This is a genomic window from Brevundimonas sp. (genome assembly GCF_036659295.1).
GTDB lineage: Bacteria > Pseudomonadota > Alphaproteobacteria > Caulobacterales > Caulobacteraceae > Brevundimonas.
The window spans coordinates 1-20,766 of record NZ_JAVXCU010000003.1 but is presented as its reverse complement, the minus strand read 5'-3'; the positions used below and the strand labels follow the sequence as shown (position 1 = coordinate 20,766).

General features: G+C 61.1%; 21 protein-coding genes. 10 read left to right on the top strand and 11 right to left on the bottom strand.

The genetic code is table 11. The features are described from left to right. Positions 1-172: 172 nt before the first annotated feature. Positions 173-1,114, top strand: coding sequence for a LysR substrate-binding domain-containing protein (locus RSB01_RS01135; RefSeq protein WP_332590030.1), 942 nt, complete (start codon positions 173-175; stop codon positions 1,112-1,114). A 70-nt stretch (positions 1,115-1,184) separates the two neighbouring features. Here RSB01_RS01135 and groL read toward each other — a convergent pair whose 3' ends face one another. Together groL and groES are read right to left on the bottom strand one after the other, a co-directional pair. Beyond that, entirely contained in the window at positions 1,185-2,831 is a 1,647-nt protein-coding gene (gene groL / locus RSB01_RS01130; RefSeq protein ID WP_332590029.1) for a chaperonin GroEL, read from the bottom strand. Positions 2,832-2,941: 110 nt separating this feature from the next. Continuing rightward, the gene (gene groES, locus RSB01_RS01125; protein WP_332590028.1) at positions 2,942-3,229 is read right to left on the bottom strand and encodes a co-chaperone GroES; all 288 of its coding nucleotides are present in this window, start codon (positions 3,227-3,229) and stop codon (positions 2,942-2,944) included. 274 nt (positions 3,230-3,503) lie between these two features. Between groES and RSB01_RS01120 the strand changes: the two genes are divergently transcribed. Beyond that, positions 3,504-3,932: a hypothetical protein gene (locus RSB01_RS01120; RefSeq protein ID WP_332590027.1), complete on the top strand. Its 429-nt coding sequence runs from the start codon at positions 3,504-3,506 to the stop codon at positions 3,930-3,932. A gap of 86 nt (positions 3,933-4,018) precedes the next feature. On the opposite strand, the gene pgi is transcribed toward RSB01_RS01120, so the two are convergent. After that, on the bottom strand, positions 4,019-5,644 hold the full coding sequence (gene pgi / locus RSB01_RS01115; RefSeq protein ID WP_332624986.1) for a glucose-6-phosphate isomerase: 1,626 nt from the start codon (positions 5,642-5,644) through the stop codon (positions 4,019-4,021). A gap of 110 nt (positions 5,645-5,754) precedes the next feature. Between pgi and RSB01_RS01110 the strand changes: the two genes are divergently transcribed. After that, complete coding sequence (locus RSB01_RS01110; RefSeq protein ID WP_332590025.1) at positions 5,755-6,252, top strand: hypothetical protein; 498 nt, start codon at positions 5,755-5,757, stop codon at positions 6,250-6,252. A gap of 26 nt (positions 6,253-6,278) precedes the next feature. Here RSB01_RS01110 and RSB01_RS01105 read toward each other — a convergent pair whose 3' ends face one another. The 4 genes from RSB01_RS01105 to RSB01_RS01090 all read right to left on the bottom strand — a co-directional run bounded on the left by RSB01_RS01105 (position 6,279) and on the right by RSB01_RS01090 (position 10,153). Further along, on the bottom strand, positions 6,279-6,953 hold the full coding sequence (locus RSB01_RS01105; protein ID WP_332619347.1) for a redoxin domain-containing protein: 675 nt from the start codon (positions 6,951-6,953) through the stop codon (positions 6,279-6,281). A 14-nt stretch (positions 6,954-6,967) separates the two neighbouring features. Then, positions 6,968-9,124, bottom strand: coding sequence for a protein-disulfide reductase DsbD domain-containing protein (locus RSB01_RS01100; protein WP_332590023.1), 2,157 nt, complete (start codon positions 9,122-9,124; stop codon positions 6,968-6,970). Positions 9,125-9,228: 104 nt separating this feature from the next. After that, positions 9,229-9,621 carry an OmpA family protein gene (locus RSB01_RS01095; protein WP_332590022.1) on the bottom strand — a complete coding sequence of 131 codons (393 nt, stop codon included), beginning with the start codon at positions 9,619-9,621 and terminating at the stop codon, positions 9,229-9,231. 175 nt (positions 9,622-9,796) lie between these two features. Then, a complete protein-coding gene (locus RSB01_RS01090) occupies positions 9,797-10,153 on the bottom strand; it encodes a glycine zipper domain-containing protein (RefSeq protein ID WP_332590021.1) in 357 nt (118 codons plus the stop codon). Between the two features lie 141 nt (positions 10,154-10,294). Between RSB01_RS01090 and RSB01_RS01085 the strand changes: the two genes are divergently transcribed. Both RSB01_RS01085 and RSB01_RS01080 read left to right on the top strand, forming a co-directional pair. Further along, entirely contained in the window at positions 10,295-11,254 is a 960-nt protein-coding gene (locus RSB01_RS01085) for a diacylglycerol kinase family protein (protein ID WP_332590020.1), read from the top strand. Next, a complete protein-coding gene (locus RSB01_RS01080; protein WP_332619348.1) occupies positions 11,254-12,132 on the top strand; it encodes a metallophosphoesterase in 879 nt (292 codons plus the stop codon). Before RSB01_RS01085 ends, RSB01_RS01080 begins: the two co-directional genes overlap by 1 nt. Here the strand turns inward: RSB01_RS01080 and hemW are convergent. Further along, positions 12,129-13,292, bottom strand: a complete 1,164-nt coding sequence (hemW, locus tag RSB01_RS01075) for a radical SAM family heme chaperone HemW (protein ID WP_332591586.1) — start codon at positions 13,290-13,292, stop codon at positions 12,129-12,131. The genes RSB01_RS01080 and hemW overlap by 4 nt on opposite strands. Next, positions 13,285-13,887, bottom strand: a complete 603-nt coding sequence (rdgB, locus tag RSB01_RS01070; protein ID WP_332591585.1) for an RdgB/HAM1 family non-canonical purine NTP pyrophosphatase — start codon at positions 13,885-13,887, stop codon at positions 13,285-13,287. The genes hemW and rdgB overlap by 8 nt, the downstream gene beginning before the upstream one ends. A 429-nt stretch (positions 13,888-14,316) precedes the next feature. On the opposite strand from rdgB, the gene RSB01_RS01065 reads away from it, so the two are divergent. Genes RSB01_RS01065 through RSB01_RS01055 form a run of 3 tightly spaced genes read left to right on the top strand, consistent with a single transcriptional unit; the run spans position 14,317 to position 15,831 of the window. Further along, entirely contained in the window at positions 14,317-14,931 is a 615-nt protein-coding gene (locus tag RSB01_RS01065) for a DUF2975 domain-containing protein (protein ID WP_332591584.1), read from the top strand. A gap of 26 nt (positions 14,932-14,957) precedes the next feature. After that, the gene (locus RSB01_RS01060; RefSeq protein WP_332591583.1) at positions 14,958-15,188 is read left to right on the top strand and encodes a helix-turn-helix transcriptional regulator; all 231 of its coding nucleotides are present in this window, start codon (positions 14,958-14,960) and stop codon (positions 15,186-15,188) included. Between the two features lie 4 nt (positions 15,189-15,192). Next, complete coding sequence (locus RSB01_RS01055) at positions 15,193-15,831, top strand: Smr/MutS family protein (protein WP_332591582.1); 639 nt, start codon at positions 15,193-15,195, stop codon at positions 15,829-15,831. A gap of 1 nt (position 15,832) precedes the next feature. Here the strand turns inward: RSB01_RS01055 and ccmB are convergent, their stop codons facing one another. Together ccmB and ccmA are read right to left on the bottom strand one after the other, a co-directional pair. After that, the gene (ccmB, locus tag RSB01_RS01050; RefSeq protein WP_332591581.1) at positions 15,833-16,498 is read right to left on the bottom strand and encodes a heme exporter protein CcmB; all 666 of its coding nucleotides are present in this window, start codon (positions 16,496-16,498) and stop codon (positions 15,833-15,835) included. Then, positions 16,495-17,115, bottom strand: coding sequence for a heme ABC exporter ATP-binding protein CcmA (ccmA, locus tag RSB01_RS01045; RefSeq protein ID WP_332591587.1), 621 nt, complete (start codon positions 17,113-17,115; stop codon positions 16,495-16,497). Before ccmA ends, ccmB begins: the two co-directional genes overlap by 4 nt. Before the next feature lie 184 nt (positions 17,116-17,299). Here ccmA and acnA point away from each other — a divergent pair, with 184 nt between their 5' ends. Next, positions 17,300-19,993, top strand: coding sequence for an aconitate hydratase AcnA (gene acnA / locus RSB01_RS01040; protein ID WP_332619350.1), 2,694 nt, complete (start codon positions 17,300-17,302; stop codon positions 19,991-19,993). Positions 19,994-20,171: 178 nt separating this feature from the next. After that, positions 20,172-20,675 (top strand): ATP-binding protein, encoded by a 504-nt coding sequence (locus RSB01_RS01035; protein ID WP_332619351.1) that lies wholly within the window; start codon positions 20,172-20,174, stop codon positions 20,673-20,675. Positions 20,676-20,766 lie beyond the last annotated feature (91 nt).

The following is a 20,766-nucleotide window of genomic DNA, read 5'->3' as shown; positions in this document are numbered from 1 at the left end:
GACAGCGGGTCGGGCCTTGCTGGCGAGCAGGACCGAGATCCAGCCCCATGCGGGTTCCTTATGTGTACGGTGTGCTTCTTCCATGGTTCGATCTCCTTTCAGATACCAATCTATTGGCAAACACGCCGTTTGAGAGCAAACGAGACTCTGTGAGTATTCATAAGGTGTATTTATGGATGACAATCTGTCCCGTATTCCTCTGGATGCCATCCGGGTGTTCGAGGCCACGGCCCGCCTGAACAGTTTTACCCGTGCGGCACAGTCTCTGGGCATGACGCAGGCCGCCGTCAGCTGGCGCATCCGCGATCTTGAACAGCGGCTGGGCGTGACCTTGTTTGTGCGCGAAACGCGACAGGTCTCTCTGACCGCAGAGGGTCAAAGACTGGCCTCGGCGGCCAGCGAGGCGCTGAACCTGCTGCGCCGTGCCGTCAGCGATGTGATGCAACAGGATCAAACCGTTCTGGGCATTACCACCTTGCAGACCATGGCCACCCAGTGGCTGGCGACACGGTTGGGAATGTTCCAGCTGGCCAATCCCGACCTGGCGGTAAAGGTTGATGTCGATAATGCCCTATCCGATTTTTCGGGCCACGGCATGGATGTCGGTCTGCGCTTTGGATCCGGCCAGTGGGCGGGTCTGGAAAGCCGGTTTTTGATCCCCGCCCTGTTCACCCCGCTATGCAGCCCCGAACTTCAGGCCCAGCTGAATATCCGCACCCCTGCCGATCTGAAATCGACCCCTCTGGTGGGCCTGCCACAAGAATGGACGGCATGGTTTGCCCATGTCGGCCTGCCTGACGATAGCAGCCCCCCGCCACCACGCGTCGTCAGCGAAAACCAGGCCATGGAGGTGGCCAGCGCCATTGCCGGGCAGGGGATCGCCCTTGGCAATCCGGTCTTCTATGACCGCGAGATCAGGAACGGCCAGCTGGTGCGTTTGTTTGACAAAAATGTCGCGCTGGGGGGGGGCTATTGGCTCTGCTACCCCAAGGAGCGCCGCAGCGTGCCCAAGATCGTGCGTTTCCGCGACTGGATGCTGGATATGGCCCGCAGCGATCCATCCAATATCGAAGCCTGCCGCCAGAGCGGTCGCGTGGTTGGCTCTCTAGGATAGGCCAAAAAGAAAGGGCGGGACCTTTCGATCCCGCCCTTCAGATAGATCAGCTTGGAGCTGATGAACTTCCTTAGAAGTCCATGCCGCCCATACCGCCCATGCCGCCCATGTCCGGTGCGCCGCCAGCCGAGGCCTTCTTCGGTGCATCGGCAATAGCCGCTTCGGTGGTGATCATGATACCGGCAACCGAGGCCGCCGACTTCAGAGCCGAAAGCACAACCTTGGCCGGATCGATCACGCCCATTTGGACGAGGTCGCCATACTCTTCGGTTTGCGCGTTGAAGCCGAAGTTGACGTCGGTCGAATCCAGAACCTTGCCAACGACGATCGAACCTTCGACGCCCGAGTTTTCCGAGATCTGACGGATCGGAGCTTGCAGGGCACGACGGACGATATTGATGCCAGCCTTCTGGTCGGCATTGATGCCTTCCACGTTAGCCAGAACCTTCGAGGCCTTCAGCAGGGCCACACCACCGCCCGGGACGATACCTTCGTCAGCAGCAGCGCGGGTTGCGTTCAGGGCGTCGTCAACGCGGTCTTTCTTTTCTTTCACTTCGACTTCGGTCTCGCCGCCGACGCGTAGGACAGCTACGCCGCCAGCCAGCTTGGCCAGACGCTCTTGCAGCTTCTCTTTGTCGTAGTCCGAGGAAGTCTCTTCGATCTGGCGCTTGATCTGGCCGACACGGGCTTCGATCTTGTCCTTCTCGCCAACGCCTTCAACGACGGTGGTGTCTTCCTTGGTGATGACGATCTTCTTGGCCTTGCCAAGCATGTCGAGGGTCACCGTTTCCAGCTTGATGCCGAGGTCTTCCGAAATGACTTCGCCGCCCGTCAGGATGGCGATGTCTTCCAGCATGGCCTTGCGGCGGTCGCCGAAGCCCGGAGCCTTGACGGCAGCGACGCGCAGGCCGCCACGCAGCTTGTTGACCACCAGGGTCGCCAGAGCCTCGCCTTCGATGTCTTCAGCGATGATCAGCAGCGGACGGCCCGACTGCACGACAGCTTCCAGGATCGGCAGCATCGGTTGCAGCGAGGTCAGCTTCTTCTCGTGGAGCAGGATCAGCGGCTCTTCGAGAACAGCTTCCATCTTGTCCGGGTTGGTGATGAAGTACGGCGACAGGTAGCCGCGGTCGAACTGCATGCCTTCGACGATGTCGACAGTGGTTTCAGCCGTCTTGGCTTCTTCCACGGTGATGACGCCTTCATTGCCAACCTTGGCCATGGCTTGCGCGATCAGGCCGCCGATTTCTTCGTCGCCATTGGCCGAGATGGTGCCGACCTGAGCGATTTCCGAGTTGTTGGAAACCGGCTTCGAGATGGTCTTCACTTCGTCCAGAACCGCGTCGACAGCCTTGTCGATGCCGCGCTTCAGGTCCATCGGGTTCATGCCGGCAGCAACGGCCTTGAGGCCTTCTTGCACGATGGCTTGAGCCAGAACGGTTGCCGTCGTGGTGCCGTCACCCGCCTTGTCGTTCGCTTTCGAAGCGACTTCGCGGATCATCTGGGCGCCCATGTTCTCGAAGGCGTCTTCCAGCTCGATCTCTTTGGCAACCGATACGCCGTCCTTGGTCGAGCGCGGAGCGCCGAACGACTTCTGGATGACCACGTTGCGGCCCTTCGGACCCAGGGTCACCTTGACAGCATCAGCCAGGATGTTGACGCCGCGCAGCATCTTGTCGCGGGCATCGGTGTTGAACTTTACGATTTTAGCGGCCATGCGGGCTGCTCCTATCTAAATGTTGTTATTCAGGAATTCAGAGACAGCGGGTGTCATTCACCTCGCGAATATCTAAGACCGATCGCTACGCGACCCGGCCCGATTTCGCTTTAGGAGAGCACGCCCAGAATGTCGGATTCCTTCATGATCATCAGGTCTTCGCCTTCGATCTTGATTTCAGTGCCCGACCATTTGCCGAACAGGATGCGGTCGCCGACCTTGACGTCCAGAGCGACAAACTTGCCGTCTTCGTCACGAACGCCCGAACCAACAGCGATCACTTCGCCTTCTTGCGGCTTTTCTTTAGCCGTGTCGGGGATGATGATCCCGCCCTTGGTGGTGGTAGCTTCTTCAACGCGCTTAACCAGCACGCGGTCGCCGAGAGGACGAAACGCCATCTGATGATCTCCGGTATAGATTATCGTGTGAGCCCTTGAGGCAGCAGGCTTAGCAATCTGCCCCCTCGAGTGCCAATGCAGGGCAGTTAGGCAGCCCCCCGTGAAGGGTCAAGGGCGGTACCGCGAATTTTACGTAACGCCCTTCGCACCAGAAGCCCGAAAACACGGGCCGCAACATGAAGCGAATATGAACAAGGGCCGCTGGGCTTGTTCAGATAGCGTCAGATATAACCATCATCAGAGTTCAAACACCGGCCCTGAGAGGAGCCCGCACATGAAGACCCTTTCCAAAATCGGCGTCGCCGCAATCGCCCCGGCTCTTGCCCTGACCCTCATGGCCTCGCCCGCCTCTGCCCAGCGCTATCACGATCGTGACCGCAATGACTCGGGCAAGGATGCGGTGATCGGTGCCGTGGTCGGCGGTCTGGCCGGTGCCATCATCGGTAATGGCGATGGCCGCTATGTCGCCGGTGGTGCCCTTGCCGGTGCCGCTGTCGGTGTCGCCTCGTCCGACAATGACCGCGACTGCAACTATTACCGCGGCGGCCGCTGCTATCGTAACCAGGGTCACTGGGAACGCGAGCACGGCATCAACAGCCGCGATTACCGCTATGGCGATCGCTATGACCGTCGCGACCGTGGCCACTATAATGGCCGTTACGACCGTCGTGACCGCGATTACCGCTACGACCGTCGCTGGTAACCGGTCCCCGCCAAGGCCAGCGATGTTCCCTGAAAGGCCCGACCGCAAGGTCGGGCCTTTTATTTATACCTGTTTATCGGCTCTTCTTATCTGGCCAGATGGTCCAGCAGGGCCTCGGTCGAAGGATCCAGAGCTTCCTTGGTGCCTGACGCTGCCGACATGACCGAACGGGCCACCGACTTGCCCAGTTCAACGCCCCACTGGTCAAAGCTGTTAATGTCCCACAGCACGCCCTCGACAAAGGTTTTGTGCTCGAAAAGCGCAATCAGCGCCCCCAGCGTGTGCGGGGTCACCCGGTCCAGAACAATCGCTGTCGAAGGGCGGTTGCCGGGGAAGGTCTTGTGCGGGGCCAGGCGTTTGGCATCCGCCTCGCTATAGCCCGCCGCCAGCATCTCGGCGCGGGCCGCCTCTTCGGACTGTCCCATCATCAAGGCCCGCGACTGGGCGAGCGCATTGGCCCATAGCTGCTGCTCGGCCCCGTCATCATGGGTCTGGCGCACGATGATGAACTCGGTCGGGACCACCTGTGGTCCCTGATGCAGTTGCTGGAAGAAGGCATGCTGGCCGTTAGAGCCGACCTCGCCGAAAATCACCGGACAGGTCATGCGTTCGATCGGCTCGCCGTTGCGGGTCACGCGCTTGCCGTTGGACTCCATTTCCAGCTGCTGCAAGTAAGCCGGAAAGCGTCGCAGCACATAGGCATAGGGCGCGACCGAGCGTGCCGTCCGGCCCAGCCCGTCAACATTATAAATCTGGGCCAGCGCCATCAGCACCGGCGCATTCTTCTCGAGCGGGGCCGCGACGAAATGCTCGTCCATGGCCTCGGCGCCCGCCAGCAACTGTTCGAACACCTCCCAGCCCAGACCGATGGCACAGGACAGGCTGACCGGCGACCACAGCGAGAAGCGCCCGCCGACCCAGTCACAGAACGAAAAGGTCCGGCTGCACCCGAAGTCTTGCGCCTTTTGCGGGCGTGCCGTTACGCCGACAATCTGGCGGGCAATATCGGCCCCCGTGGGCAACCTGCTCTCCAGCCAGTCGCGAACCGCCTTGGCATTGGCCAAGGTTTCCAGCGTGGTAAAAGTCTTTGAGACAATGATGACCAGCGTGGTCTCGGGGTCCAGCCCCGCCAAAGCTTCCAGGCGGTCGGCCGGATCAATATTGGCGACAAAGCGCACCAGAAAATCGGGTTGGCGTGGTCTCAGGCCCTCCCAGACCACACGCGGGCCAAGGTCCGATCCGCCAATGCCAATATGAACCACCGCATTGAACGACTTGCCCGTTGCGCCGGTGATTGTGCCATTACGCACCCCCGTCGCAAACGCTTTCAGCGCCTCGCGCTGGGCCATAACCCCTTCGGAAATCGGCTCGCCAAGGGCGCTAAAAACTTTGTGCGGGGAGGCCCGAAGCGCCGGATGAAGAACGGCCCGCCCCTCGGTTGTATTGACGGGCAAACCGGCAAACAAAGCCTCGCGGCAGGCTTCCACCTTGCGCGCCCGCGCCAGATCCAGCGCCGCATCCAAGCCTTGCTGTGTCCAGCTTTGTTTAGACAGATCAATATATAAGCCTGCTGCCGTAAGGCTCAGGCGCTCTAAACGGTTCGGGTCAAGTGTGAACTGCTCGGCGATCCGTGCATCCTTGTCGCGCTCGGCAACGGCCCGTAACTGCGCCCATGCGTTATCTGCCACAAGGCTCGTTCCAGCTTCAACCAAAGGTGCCAATCCTCATTAATACAGGCAATATTCAAAACGGACACTATTGGCGGCCCGAAGCTTGCAGACGCTTCTATCGTATTCTCTCGAAGTTTGGATCGAAATTTCAAATGTCCTGCAACCTTGCCGTCGCCGCTGCCCTGTTTTTCGCGTCTGATCCGGTCGCAAGCGCTCTGCCGGAATCCCCCGCCGTTCAAGCGCCTGCCGAGGCTTCAGCCGCGACAGGCGCTTCCGCTTTGGCCTCGGAACCGGCCTTTGCCGCTCTGGTACAGGAAGCCCAAAGGCTGAAAGCCGTGACCGACGGCTGGATTGTGCCCGACATTCTGGGCGATGCGCATTTCGTGCACATGCCCGCCTTCCAGACCTTCAAAACCCAGATCGCAGCACTGGCTGCGGCTGATATGAACGGGCATCTGGAGCTGAAACAGCGCGGCACAGACAGCGACCTGACCTGCATCATGCGCGGCATTGCCGAGGACATGCCCCAGAAGCTGGCACAACTGGAAGAGGCCGCCCCCGGTGCCTCGCGCAAGATGGCTCTGGAAGAGCTGTCCTATCTTCTCAACGACAATGCCGAGGTCATTCTGGCCCCGGCGCTGGCCCACTAAGGCCAAACGCCGAGGCCTGACAGGATTCAGGCTTCGGCCTTGAGCGTCTCGGGATATTTGATGGCGCAACCATAGGGCTGGGCAAAGGTCGTCGCGACCGGACGTCCCGCCTTGTGATCGGCAAGGGCGGCCTTCACATAGTTGGTCGCCCCTTGCAGGTCCTCGACCTTGCTGGTCGGCTTGTCGTCGATACCGCCGACAAAGATCAGGCGGCCATCCGCGTCGATGATGCGCATGTCCGGCGTGGTCTTGGCATCATACAACTTGCCGACCTCGCCTGTGGGATCGAGCAACAGGTGGGTAAAGGCGGCATTATGCTTAGCCTTCCACGCCTTGGCCTCGTCACCCTCGACATAGCCCTGTGTGGTCGGAGCCGACGAGATGATGGTCAGCCACACCACACCATCCGCCGTCGCCTCACGCTGGAGTGCCTGCATGGCACCCGTATAGTGCTTCTTCACATACGGGCAGCCCTCGTTGGTCCATTCCAGAACCACCGTCTTGCCGCGATAATCGGACAGCTTGCGAGACACGCCCTCCGCATCCACCAGTGTGAAGTCAGCGGCCATATCTCCCGGACCGGCCACGACCATCTCGGTTGCAGCCGCCACCGGTTCGGCCGGAGCCGCGGGTTTTTCGGCCTGCTGGCAAGCCGCCAGCGCCAACACCATGGCCGAAGCCATTACCAGTTTACGCATCATCGCCTTCCTCCCTCTCAGTCCTGTTTTGTCGTCTCCGACAAGGCTTTTACGACAAGTCCCTCGGTCAGTAGCTGCGGCAGGATACGCGGCTCGGCCTTGCCTGGCGTATAGAGCAGATAAAGCGGCACACCCGAGCGACCATGGCGCTCCAGTTCGCGTGCGATAGCGTCATCACGATTGGTCCAGTCGCCCACCATATAGACGGCATTCGTATCTACCAGCGCCTTGGCTGTCCCCGACGAGGCCAAGGCGGCCCGCTCGTTGATCTTGCAGGTCACGCACCAGTCGGCGGTAAAGTTCACCAGCACCGGACGTCCCTGCGCCAAGGCCGTCTCGACCGCTTCGCCGGACCACGGCTGTGAGGCCAGTGACTTGCCGTCCGTATTGGCCATGGCCGTCAGGACCGGCGGAGCCTTCATGGCAAAGACAATGGCAGGCCCTGTCACCACCGCCGCTACTATGGCCACGGCCAGTATCAAACGACGCCCGCCCGACTGGTAACGGCCACACAGCCACAGGGTGAACGCCAGCAGCAGGCCCGCCACAAACAGCAGACCCAGCGCATCACCGGTCTGGCGGGCAAACACCCATGCCAGCCACAGGGCCGCGCCATACATCGGGAAGGCCAGCAGGTTGCGGAACGTCTCCATCCACGCCCCGGGCCTAGGCAGGCGCGACAGGATGCGCGGCGAGAAGCTGACCAGCACATAGGGCAGAGCCAGACCCAGACCCAGCATGACAAATACAGCCAGCGCCATCGGCCACGGCATAACCAGCGCCGCCCCCAGAGCCAGCGCCATAAACGGTGCGGTACACGGCGCCGCGACCACCACTGCCAGAACGCCAGTAAAGAAGGCCCCGACAACGCCGCTCTTGCCCTGCGCCAGCCCGCTGCCGATGCCTTGCAGACGCCCCCCAATATGGAACAGGCCCGACATATTCAGCCCCACGGCCAGCATCAGCAGGGCCAGAGCTGCCGTTACTGCCGGTGACTGCAACTGGAAGCCCCAGCCAATGGCCTGACCACCGGCCCGCAATGCCAAGAGCAAACCCGCCAGCGCCACAAAGGTCACCAGCACACCGGCCAGAAAACCGAGACCATCCTTGCGGGCCTCGCGCGGGTCATGAGCCGCACGCCCCAGTGCCGCGGCCTTCATAGCCAGAACCGGAAACACGCACGGCATCAGGTTCAGGATCAACCCACCGACAAGTGCAAACAGCACGGCCTTCAGGAACCCTGTCGATGTGGAGCCGCCCGTTGTCTTTGCGCCCTCGCCGGTTCCCAGCACCGCCTGTCCGCTGGTGCCCGCCGGTATCGCGCCTTCGCTGGCGCGAACCTCCCATGCGCCCAGATCGGTCGCCAGAACGCCTTCTATTCCCTGGTCCAGCCCCTTGGCCTTCAGGCCACGTCCCGCCACCATGGTCAGGCTCAATCCGGCCTCACCGCGCTGCGCCTGTTGCAGGGCCGCATGGTCGATCATGCCGCCTTCAAAAGGGAAGAAGTACGCCCATTTGGGCTGCGTACCCGCCAGAGGACCGCCCGTTGCGCCCAGCGTCAGCACACCGTCCTTCAGACTGGCGTGCGCCGTGATATCGGCAGGACGCGGTGCGTTTTCCAGCACCCGCTGGATCGCCGCGCCATGATCCTTATTGAGAGGGGGCGCACCTTCGCCCACGGGCAGGTCCACGGCCAGTTCCAGCTCATCGGGCACGCACATCTCGTCCGAGCAGACCATGAACAGGACCGAGGCGGCGATCCGTACCGTCTGGCCCGCCTTGGCCGTCGCCGGAACCTCTACCGGCACCGGCAGATAGACCACATCGCTATAGCCATAGTTCATCAGGGTCTGCAGACGCTGGCGCTCCGGCAGGGGCCAGACGATATCGCCCGCGACAAAGCCCTGCGGCAAGACCCATTGGGCCTCGGTCGGACCGCCGCTGTCACCCGGATTGCGCCAATAGGTGTGCCAGCCCGGCTGGATCTTTTGGCGAATGGCGATGATGGCGGTCGAGCCGGGGACGGCCCACTGGCCCATCGGGACCAGTTCGGCCTCTATCCGCTCGGTCGACTGCGGCCCCAATGCGGTTGTAACCGCCTGTGCGCGTACAGGTGCGCCCCACAACAGGGCCAGCACCAGAACCAGAACGGACAGAAATCTTACCAAGGCCATACTCTCGTCAAACGTGCCGGGAGTTTAAACCTAAAGATGCCTGCGTCTACCGCCCGCACCGGTAGGGCGACGGCAGGACGCAGGCTCTTGTGACCCGACAGCGCCTAGCGACGCGGGGCCGAGGCCACCACAACCACTTCGGTACGACGACGCAGCGGCTCGTTGACCGAGCCTGTGCGGGCACCGTCGGAACCTACGGCCGCCATTTCAATGGCAGGTGCCGGCCAGCCCGTCGCGGCCATGGCCTCGCGTACAGACTGGGCGCGTTGTTCGGACAGGTTCTGGTTAGCGGTTGCCGTGCCGGTGGCATCGGCAAGTCCGGTCACCCGCACACTTTCCACATGGCATCCCGCCAGACGGGTAGCCGTCATGGAGATGGCTTCACGCGCCGCATTTGTCAGTCGCGCCTGACCCTGATCGAAATAGACTTCGAAGGTCTGGTTGCTGCAATTGACCGGATCGACCAGCGCATCGCGCGTGGCATAATCCCCCTGCATTGCGCAGCCTGCCAACAGTCCCGCTCCCATCAATGCGACAGCGGTTAAGCCCTTAGACGCATGACCCATTTCCAGCCCTCCTCGCACAGCCCCCTGAAAGAAAAAGGGCGGCCCTCAAGGGGCCACCCTTTGCACTGCCGGTCAACCGGCAATGTGTATCGATGTTATTCGGAGATTAGTTACGGCGCTGGCCGTTATCCCAATAGCATTCGCTTTGGCGGTTATCGTAGCAGTAGTAATAACGGCCCTGATTGTCGCGGTAACGCTGTTGGTTGTTACGGTCTTGCGACGAGCCGCGCATAGCGCCCGCTGCACCACCCAGAACCGCACCGATAGCGGCACCCGTGCCAGCGCTGCCGCTGCCGGTATTATTGCCGATGATTGCACCTGCGACAGCACCCAGTGCTGCGCCGGTTGCGCCCTGACGGACAGCCTGGCTGTTGGTGTTGATGCCACCGCCATAATAGGGGTCGGAAGCACACGCCGAAACCAAAAGACCGGCACCGGCCAGAGCGATAAATGCCTTGTTCATGGGGGAGTCCTCTCCAGATGTCTTAGATATACAGCCCTCTTGCCAAGACCAACGGTCCTGAGGGGCTGTGGTTCCCCTGTGTTATAGGGAACTGCGACGCTAAAGGCCGGAACCTAGACAGAGGATGAACATTTTCTGCCCATGACCGATATTGTTGCCAGCCCGATGGATTCGGTGCCCCCAAACAGCAAACCCGTTACGCCCAAGGTCAAGCTGGGCAATATTATTATGCTGATCAATCCGATGTCGGGGGGCGTCGGCAATGGTGCCGCAGATCAGGCCCGCTCCATTCTGGACGAATACGATATCAATGCCGACATCCGGACGGTGGACGGCGACAGTTTTGACCAGACCATAGACGAGGCCGTCAGGGCCAGGCCCGATGCCCTGCTGGTGCTGGCCGGTGACGGCACAGCCCGCACCATCGCCACATTGGCAGGCCAGAACAATATTCTGGTGGCGACCTTGCCCGGTGGCACCATGAACATGCTGCCCAAAGCCCTTTACGGTACCGGCGACTGGCAAAAAGCCCTGCGCCGCGTTCTCGAAGAGGGCGAACCGCGCGAAGTGGCGGGCGGTGCCATCGGCGACGAATATTTCTACTGTGCCGCCATACTCGGCGCACCAGCCCTGTGGGCCCCCGCCCGCGAGGCGATCCGGTCGGGCAAGATCGGGCAAGCCTTCTCCAAGGCCAGACTGGCGTTCAACCGTGCCTTTTCGGGGCGTATCCGCTTCAGCCTTGATGGCAAGCCTGCCGAAAAGGCCGAGGCACTGGTTCTCATCACGCCTCTGATTTCCAAAGCTTTTCACGAAAGCACGCCCGGGCTTGAAGCCGCCGCCATGAAAACCGCCGATGCCGGACAGGCCCTAAGACTTGCGGCCAATGCCCTGTTCACCGACTGGCGCAACGATCAGGCCGTAGAAACGCGCAAGACCCGCAATGTCGAACTGTGGGGCCGCTCGCATATTCCCGCCGTGATCGACGGAGAAACCGTTCCGGTCGGCAAGTCGGCCAGGGTGCGCTTTGTCCCGCACGCCTTTACCGCACTGGCCCTGTCTTCACTGGCCCTATCTGCCGATGCTTTGGGCGATGCCGACTGATGGGCGTTATTCTACAGTTCTCCGACATCCATTTTGGGTGCGAGCACAAGGCCGCTGTCGACGAGGCCATGGCCTATGCCCATGCCTATAAGGCCGATCTGAACCTTATCACCGGCGACATCACCCAAAGCGGCCTGAAACACGAGTTCGAAGCCGCCGCCGAATGGATCAAGGCCTTGCCCGATCCGGTCTTCGTCACCGTCGGCAACCATGATGTGCCCTATTGGGATGTGCTGGCGCGGTTATTCTGGCCATGGAAGGCGTTCGAGAGCGCCACCGGACACCCCGCCCACGACCATGAACTGAAGGGTGCCGATTTCATGGTGCGTGGCGTCACCACCGCCCGTGGCTGGCAGGCGCGTTTGAACTGGTCAAAGGGCGTGATCGATCTGGACCAGACCGCGCGCGCGGCACAGGCCCTGCGCCAGACCCCGCCCGATACCTTGCGCATTCTGGCCTGCCACCACCCGCTGGTAGAGATGATCGACGCCCCCATGACCGGCGAGGTCAAACGCGGTGATCGCGCGGCCCGTATTTTCGGCGAAGCGGGAGTGGACCTGATAACCACCGGCCATGTGCATGTGCCGTTTGCCTTGCCCATCGATATGAGCGAGCGGCGCTGCTACGCCATAGGCTGTGGCACCTTGTCGATGCGCGAGCGCGACAGCTATCCGCCCAGTTTCAACCGTATCGAATGGGATGCGACCCATATCACCGTCACGGTGGTCCAATGGGACGGCCTCGGGTTTGTGGATGGTGAAAGCTGGACGCTGAAACGCCGTCAGGACACCCGCCACAGCGAAACCGCCCCCGATCCGGCCCATGCCGGACCGCTGGAACACGATACCCTGCCCGAAACGACCCCAAAAGCGCCTTAAATCAAAAGCCGCTTGAGGATACTGTCCAGCACGGGGCGGCCCTCACGGCTGGCACGGATACGACCGTGATCCTGTTGCAGGAAACCTTCGGACAGCATGTCTGCCAGCGGCCCATTGAGCGCACTCAATCCCAGCCGCTCCAGCACGGACAACGCAACGCCCTCGACGGTTCGCAAGCCCAGAAGTACGCGCTCTTCGTCTGCATCCTGCGGCGTCATGGCGACATGCTCTGCCCACGGACGGCCTTGCGCCAAGCCTTCGATATAGTCGGCGATACGGCGCTGGGCGACAGTGGCCATACGACCCTCGACCGTGGTCAGGCGGCCATGCGCCCCCGGTCCGGCACCAATATAGTCGCCGCCACGCCAGACATGCAGGTTGTGGCTGGATCGGGCCGCTACACTGCGGGCATGGTTTGACACCTCATAGGCCTCAAAGCCCGCCCCCTCCAGAACCTCCTGCGTGGTTTCATAAAGGGCGATGGCCAGATCTTCGTCCGGCGGCACCAGTTGCCCTCGCGCAAAGGCACGGCCAAACGCGGTCGTGGATTCAATCGTCAGTTGATAGGGCGAGACGTGCTCGAAACCCAGATCAAAAGCGGTGTTCAGTTCCGCCTTCCAGTCGGCTACCGACTGGTCGGGACGGGCATAGATCAGATCGATCGACAGACGCGGGAAGATACGCGCTGCGCTCTGTGCCGCCCTGCGGGCAGACCCCGCACTGTGGTCGCGCCCCAGAAACCTCAGCGCCGCATCGTCAAAGGACTGGATGCCCATCGACAGGCGCGTCACCCCCGCATCGGCCAGAGCCGCATAGCGGTCCGCCTCGGCATCGGTCGGATTGGCCTCTAGCGACACTTCCATCTTGGCGACGGGCGCAAACAGGCCGCAGGCCGTTTCCAGCACCCGCGCCACCGCCTCGGGAGCCATCAGGGACGGCGTACCGCCCCCGAAAAAGACCGAGGCCAGTTTACGTGGCCCGATCCGCTCGGCCTGCGCTTCGATATCGCGCACAATGGCATCGACCAGCCGTGCCTGTTCCTCGACGCGGCCGCGATCGCGCACGACATTGAAGTCGCAATACGGACAGATGCGCGCGCAATAGGGCCAGTGGACATAGAGGGCGACCAGCCCGTCCGTGTCCGGCACAGCCTCAATCAATCAGAACCGCCTTCAGACGATCAAAGGCCAGAGCGCGGTGACTGATGGCGTCCTTTTCGGCAGGGTCCATCTCGCCAAAGGTTACGTCATAACCGTGCGGCTGGAACATCGGATCATAGCCAAAGCCGCGATCACCGCGCGGCGGATAGACAATCGTGCCATCCACGCGGCCCTCGACCACGACACAGGTGCCATCCGGCCATGCCACAGCCAGTGCCGAGGTGAACCATGCCGAGCGATCTCGGGAGCCTGTCTCTTCGAGACGGTCCTCGACCTTCTGCATCGCCACAGCAAAGTCCTTGGACGGCCCCGCCCAGCGCGCCGAGAAGATACCCGGTGCCCCTTCCAGAGCCGTCACCGACATGCCGCTGTCATCGGCAAGGCAAACCTCGCCGGACAGGGCCGCAGCATGGCGCGCCTTCAGCATGGCATTGCCAACAAAGGTGCTCTCTGTCTCGTCCGGCTCGGGCAGATTCAGCGAGCCCGCCGTGACAATCTCGTAATTTCCGTCCAGCAGCGCTTCGATCTCGCGTGCCTTGCCCGGATTGTGGGTCGCGGCCACCAGCCGCATCCCCTTGATAAGACGCAATTTCATAGAGCGCTTTTAACCTGACTTCGCACCTTGCGAAAGTTTAATATCGTTAAACGATATGTAACGTGCCTCAACCGAGAGGTGGGCGTATGTTTATTTTCAAGAACGAGGGGTCGCAACGTTCCCAACCTTCGCCGCTAACGAAGGATTATTCCAGCGACGCATTAAAAAACAAAATAACACCCTCACGGAGATACCATTATGCAAGCCATGAAAGCGTCCCTGTTTATGGACAAGTTCTGCGCCCTCTTCCTTAACACCGTCCTGCTGGCCGCCATTCCGGCTGCTGCGCTGGCCACCATCCTCCAGGCCTTTTGATTGAAGCAAGGTTTTGACGGACGTGCAGAACGTGAAAAGAATAGCTGCGCCTCGTAACCGACTGTTCGGGCGCAGCCTCTTTCACATCTGCTCAAAACCGATCACACACGTCCCATGGGTTTCAAGCTTTCCGCAAAACGTCTGATGGGCGCACCGCGTCATCCCCCTCTGGTTCCGGCCCCGCTGGTTCCTGCCACGGGTATTTCAGGCTGGAGCCTGCCCGCACGCCTGCTCAGAATCATCATCGACACCGCCTTTATGGCTTCGGTCTGCCTGACCGTGCTGTTCGCCATTGTCTTTGTGGTGGCGATTGTCCTGCCCCTGAACAGTTTCAGCATCACCATCGATAATGGTGCCAATGCCCGCCAGATGCCTCTGACGCGCACACTGGTCCTGTTTGTTCTGGCTGTGGTCACCACCTATTTCGGCGGCACCGCCGCCATCCTGCATTATTTGCGACGCCTGTTCCGCACCCTTTTGGCCGGTGATCCTTTCCAGCCCGCCAATGTTCTGCGCCTGCGCCTGATCGGCGCAGTGCTGGCCTCTGTGACCCTGCTGGGCTGGGGCGCACGGTTTCTGGTTGCCGAGAAACTGGCTGTGGGTGCGATCGAGTCTCCGGGCATTGGCGAGCTGATTACCCCCGCCTTTGCCATCATCATCACCTTCACCCTCGCCGAACTGTTCCGCGAAGGCGCACGCCTGCGCCGCGAAACCGAACTGACGATCTGAAGATTACACGCTAGAAGCATTGAATCATGGCCATCCGCGTTCAACTCGACCGTCTGCTTGCCGAACGGCGTATGTCTCTGACCGAGCTCGCCGATCGGGTCGGTGTGACCGTCGCCAACCTGTCGATCCTCAAGACCGGCAAGGCTCGCGCCGTGCGGTTTTCAACGCTGGAAGCCCTGTGCCGCGAACTGGAATGCCAGCCGGGCGACCTTCTGGCCTTTGAGCCGGGGCCACCCAACACCTACACCGAAGACTGAGACTGTGGCGCGTCGTCCCCCCAGACCCAGCGAGGACGACCGGCGCCTGTGGAAACGGGTGGCGCGCACCGTCACGCCTCAAGCGCCTGTCAAATCGGCCTATGTGGCCAATGACGCGACCGAAGCCGCATTGAACGAGGCCGCACAGGCGGAATTGGCCGAACTTCTGGGCGAGGTCACACCGACCACAAAACCCAGGACCCGCGCTACCAAACGCGCCTCGGCCAAGACCGCATCGGTGGCCACACCCACCGCCGCCTCGGTCGGTCTGAGCATCCAGCCGGTCACACCTGTTACCAAACGCCCCGCCGACAAACCGCCGCCCGAAGAGTTGGAGCCGCGTCGCAAGCGTCGCCTGACGCGCGAACGCGATCCCATCGAGGCCCGTATCGACCTGCACGGCTTTGGCCGTTTCGAAGCCGAGGACCAGCTACGCGCCTTCCTGATGACCAGTCAGGCACGCGGCATGAAAGCGGTTCTGGTCATCACCGGACAGGGCCGCAGGGGCGGGGGCGTGATCCGCGCCTCCATTCAGGAATGGCTGGCCAGTCCGTATTTACGGCTGATCGTGTCCGGCTATTCGGTGGCCCACCAGCGACATGGCGGCGACGGCGCCTTCTACGTCACCTTGCGCCAGCGCTAACTTAAGACTGGGCATTGCGGATGGCCGCCGCGCCCGCAAGCGGCGCAATCACCAGCGCAAACAGCACATAGGCCACCAAAAAGGCGATGGCCGAGCCGATCGGCTGCTCCAGTCCCCGACGCGCCAGAATACCGGCCCCGAAAATCACCGGCGGAATAAACAGCGGCAGCACGATCACCGCGATCAGCACCCCGCCACGCTTGGCCCCCAGTGCCAGAGCCGCACCCAGCGCCCCCGTCAAAGCAAAGCCCAGCCCGCCCAACAGCGCCGTCAGCGTCATCAGGCCGATCGTGTCAGCGGATTGTCCCAGCACCAGCGCCACCAGAGGCACGGTCAGGGCCAGAGGCACACCATTGGCCAGCCACTGGCACAGGGCCTTTAACAGCACCACGCCCTCCATCGGCACCGGTCCCAGCGCCAGTATATCCAGCGAACCATCTTCCAGATCGCGCTCGAACATCCGCTCCAGCGACAAGAGCGAGGCCACGGCCAGTCCCACCCATGTCACGCCTGCCGCCACCGGCGACAGCACACCGGAATCGGCTCCCACAGCCAAGGGCAGGATAACCGCAAAGCAAACCATAAAGCCGCACGCCAATAACGGCCCGCCGCCACCGCCCCATGCCAGTGACAGCTCGCGTTTGAACAGTTCCAGAGCCGCCCTCATGAAAAGGCCCCCAGATCAAACTCTCGCGCCGCAAAGGGCAGGGGATCGTGCACAGCGGCGATAATCATACCGCCCGAGGCCAGATGCGCCTGCATCTGCTCGCCCGCCCGCATCCGCCAGACCGAATCCAGCGGGCTTAGCGGTTCGTCCAGCAACCACAGGGGGCGCGGGGCCGACACCAGCCGCGCCAGAGACAGGCGCCGCCTCTGTCCTGCCGACAGACGCCGCGTCTCCAGATCCAGCAGGGGGCCCAGATGGAACGCCTCGACCGCCTTTTGCATATGGGCGACATCGCCACCCAGATAGCGACACTGGAAGGCCAGTTCCTGTGCCGCCAAGCGGGCAGGCTTCAATCCCTCCAGATGCCCCAGCATATGCAGGCCTGTGCGGCGCGCTTCATCCGTGTCCTGTAGAGCTGAATTGTTGGCGAATTCGATCCGGCCGCCATCGGGCCGGATAAAGCCTGCAATGGCCCGCAACAGACTGGTCTTACCGGCACCATTAGCCCCCGTCAGGGCCACAGCCTCGCCCGCCCGAACATCCAGAAAAAGCTTTTGAAACAGGCGTCTGTCACCCCGCGATACCCCAAGGTCCGCAATATTCAGCGCATCCATCATTTGCGAACCTTTCTCAATATCCACGACGATGATGTGGATACATGGACGTTATGCCCATGCGAGCTTATATGCATTTCCGTCGCAGCAGGCTTTCGCCGCGCGCGCAAGGGACCTGTGAGCCCTTTCGTTCTGCGCGCGAAGGCGCAACCGAATTGTCGGGCGGCGTTTGTCAGAGGACTTCCCTATGCCGTCGATTGACAGCCTCAATACCCGTCAGGACCTCGCGGTCGGACGCAAGAAATACGCCTATTACAGCCTTCCGGCCGCCGAGGAAGCGGGCCTTGCCGGAATTTCGCGCCTGCCGCGCTCGATGAAGGTGCTTCTCGAGAACCTGCTGCGCAACGAAGATGGCGTTTCGGTTACCGAAGCCGACCTCAAGGCCGTAGCTGCGTGGATCGAGAACAAGGGCGCCATCGAGCACGAGATCGCCTTCCGTCCGGCCCGCGTGCTGATGCAGGACTTCACCGGCGTTCCGGCCGTGGTCGACCTTGCCGCTATGCGCGACGCCATGTCCAAGCTGGGCGCCGATGCCGCCAAGATCAACCCGCTGGTGCCGGTTGATCTGGTCATCGACCACTCGGTCATGGTGGACCATTTTGGTAACCCGACCGCTTTCGAGCAAAACGTAAAGCGCGAATACGAGCGCAATATCGAGCGCTACAACTTCCTGCGCTGGGGCTCGTCGGCTTTCAACAATTTCCGCGTTGTGCCCCCCGGCACCGGCATCTGCCACCAGGTCAACCTGGAGCACCTTGCCCAGACCGTCTGGACCGCAGACGAAGGCAAGAAGACCGTCGCCTATCCTGACACCGTCGTCGGCACCGACAGCCACACCACCATGATCAATGGTCTGGCCGTTCTGGGCTGGGGCGTTGGCGGTATCGAGGCCGAAGCTGCCATGTTGGGCCAGCCGATCCCGATGCTGATCCCCGAAGTCATTGGCTTCAAACTGTCGGGCACCATGCCGGAAGGCACGACCGCGACCGATCTGGTTCTGACCGTCACGCAAATGCTGCGTAAGAAGGGCGTCGTCGGCAAGTTCGTCGAGTTCTTCGGTCCGGCCATCGCTGGCATGACCATCGAAGATCAGGCGACCATCGCCAACATGGCACCGGAATACGGCGCCACCTGCGGCTTCTTCCCGGTGTCGCAAGCCACCATCGACTACCTGACCGCCACCGGCCGCGAAAAGGCTCGCGTTGCTCTGGTCGAGGCCTATGCCAAGGCTCAGGGCCTGTGGATCGACGCCGAGTCCGAAGACCCGATCTTCACCGACGTTCTGGAACTGGACATCTCGACGGTCGTATCGTCGCTGGCCGGTCCGAAGCGTCCGCAGGACCGCGTCGAGTTGACCACCGCTGCACCCGAGTTCGAAGGCCACCTGACCGACACCTTCAGCCGTCTGGCCGATGCACCTCGCGTCGAGGTCGAAGGCAAGGACTTCACCGTCGGTGACGGCGATGTGGTTATTGCCGCCATCACCTCGTGCACCAACACCTCGAACCCGTCGGTGCTGATCGCCGCTGGCCTCGTGGCCCGCAAGGCCAAGGCTCTGGGCCTGTCGCCCAAGCCGTGGGTCAAGACATCGCTGGCTCCGGGCTCGCAGGTCGTCACCGACTATCTCAGCGACGCCGGCCTGCAAGCCGACCTCGACGCGATGGGCTTCAACCTTGTCGGTTATGGCTGCACCACCTGCATCGGCAACTCGGGCCCGCTGGATCCGGCGATCTCGAAAGCGATCAACGACAACGGTCTGGTCGCCACCTCGGTGCTGTCGGGCAACCGCAACTTCGAAGGCCGCGTGAACCCTGACGTGCAGGCCAACTATCTGGCCTCGCCGCCGCTGGTTGTCGCCTATGCCATCGCCGGTTCGATGCGTATCGACATCACCAAGGAAGCCATCGGTCAGGACAAGGACGGCAAGGACGTCTTCCTGAAGGATATCTGGCCGACCTCGGAAGAGATCGCCGTCATCCAGAAGAAGTCGGTCACGCCGAAAATGTTCGCCAAACGCTATGCCGACGTCTTCAAGGGCGACGAGCACTGGCAGGCGATCGAGGTTTCGGGCGGTCAGACCTATGAGTGGGACAACAACTCCACCTACGTCCAGAACCCGCCTTACTTCGAAGGCCTGTCGATGCAACCGGCTCCGGTTCAGGACATCGTCGAAGCCCGCATTCTGGGTATCTTCGGTGACTCGATCACGACCGACCACATTTCTCCGGCCGGCGCGATCAAGAAGGCCTCGCCTGCGGGTGCCTATCTGACCGAGCACGGCGTCGATGTGCTGGACTTCAACTCGTACGGCGCCCGTCGCGGCAACCACGAAGTGATGATGCGCGGCACCTTTGCCAATATCCGCATCCGCAACAAGATCACGCCCGACATCGAAGGCGGCGTGACCAAGCACTTCCCGTCGCAAGACACCATGTCGATCTATGACGCTGCCATGCGTTATCAGGCCGAAGGTCGTCCGCTGGTCGTGTTTGCGGGCAAGGAATACGGCACCGGCTCCTCGCGTGACTGGGCAGCCAAGGGTACCCGTCTGCTGGGCGTTCGCGCCGTCATCGCCGAAAGCTTCGAGCGTATCCACCGCTCGAACCTGGTCGGCATGGGCGTCGTTCCGCTCCAGTTCAAGGAAGACGGCTGGCAGAAGCTGAACCTGACCGGCGAAGAGATCGTCACCATCCGTGGCCTGAGCGACGCCAACATCGGCAAGCTGAAGCCACGCCAAGACCTGTGGGTCGAGATGTTCCGCCCGTCAGACGGCAAGATGGCCCGCTTCCCGGTCCGCTGCCGCATCGATAACCAGACCGAGTTGGACTACCTGCTCGCTGATGGTGTCATGCCGTACGTGCTGCGTAATCTGGCCCGCTAAGGTAGAACATCAAGCAAACTCAGGCCGGTGGAAATCCCACCGGCCTTTTTTATTTGCGTCGTGCAACAGGTAGAATTGCCGAGAATTCGTACACGTCGACAATCACATTTGAACTTCTATAATCGATTTAATCCGACACTTTACCGTACGGGCTCTAAAGAAAAACCTGATAGGATTCATGGCGTTAATTATTAATTCACTCGAGGATCTACACGCCATTCGCGAAAGTGAAGAGGTAGAAGCTAAGCTTGCTCGCGGCAGAAATGGCGAAGGAGAAATTCCTAAAGATTTTTGGGAAACTTATAGCGCCTTCGCGAACAGTCGGGGCGGGTACATTATACTTGGCGTAAAAGAAGTAGAGAATGGTAAGTTAACATTACCAGACGACGTTATTAACGTTGAAAAACTCAAAACGGACCTATTCAACCAATTAAACAATAAACAAAAAGTCAGCTCAAATATACTGAAATCTGAGGATGTTCATGTATCAAATATAGATCACAGATCTATATTAATAATTCATATTCGACCCGCCAGCCGGCAACACAAACCCGTTTATATAAATGGAAACCCCATTACAGGCACTTATCATAGACTTCACGATGGAGATCGAAATTGCGATCCAGATACAGTGAAGAGGCTACTAGGCTCAGGACCCATTGATTTGCGGCGTGCGATCTGATTCAGGCTCCTGAGGAGTCTGGATTATGAGCAATCTTTATTGGCTGACGGACGAGCAGATGGCTCGGCTGGAGCCCTATTTCCCTAAGAGC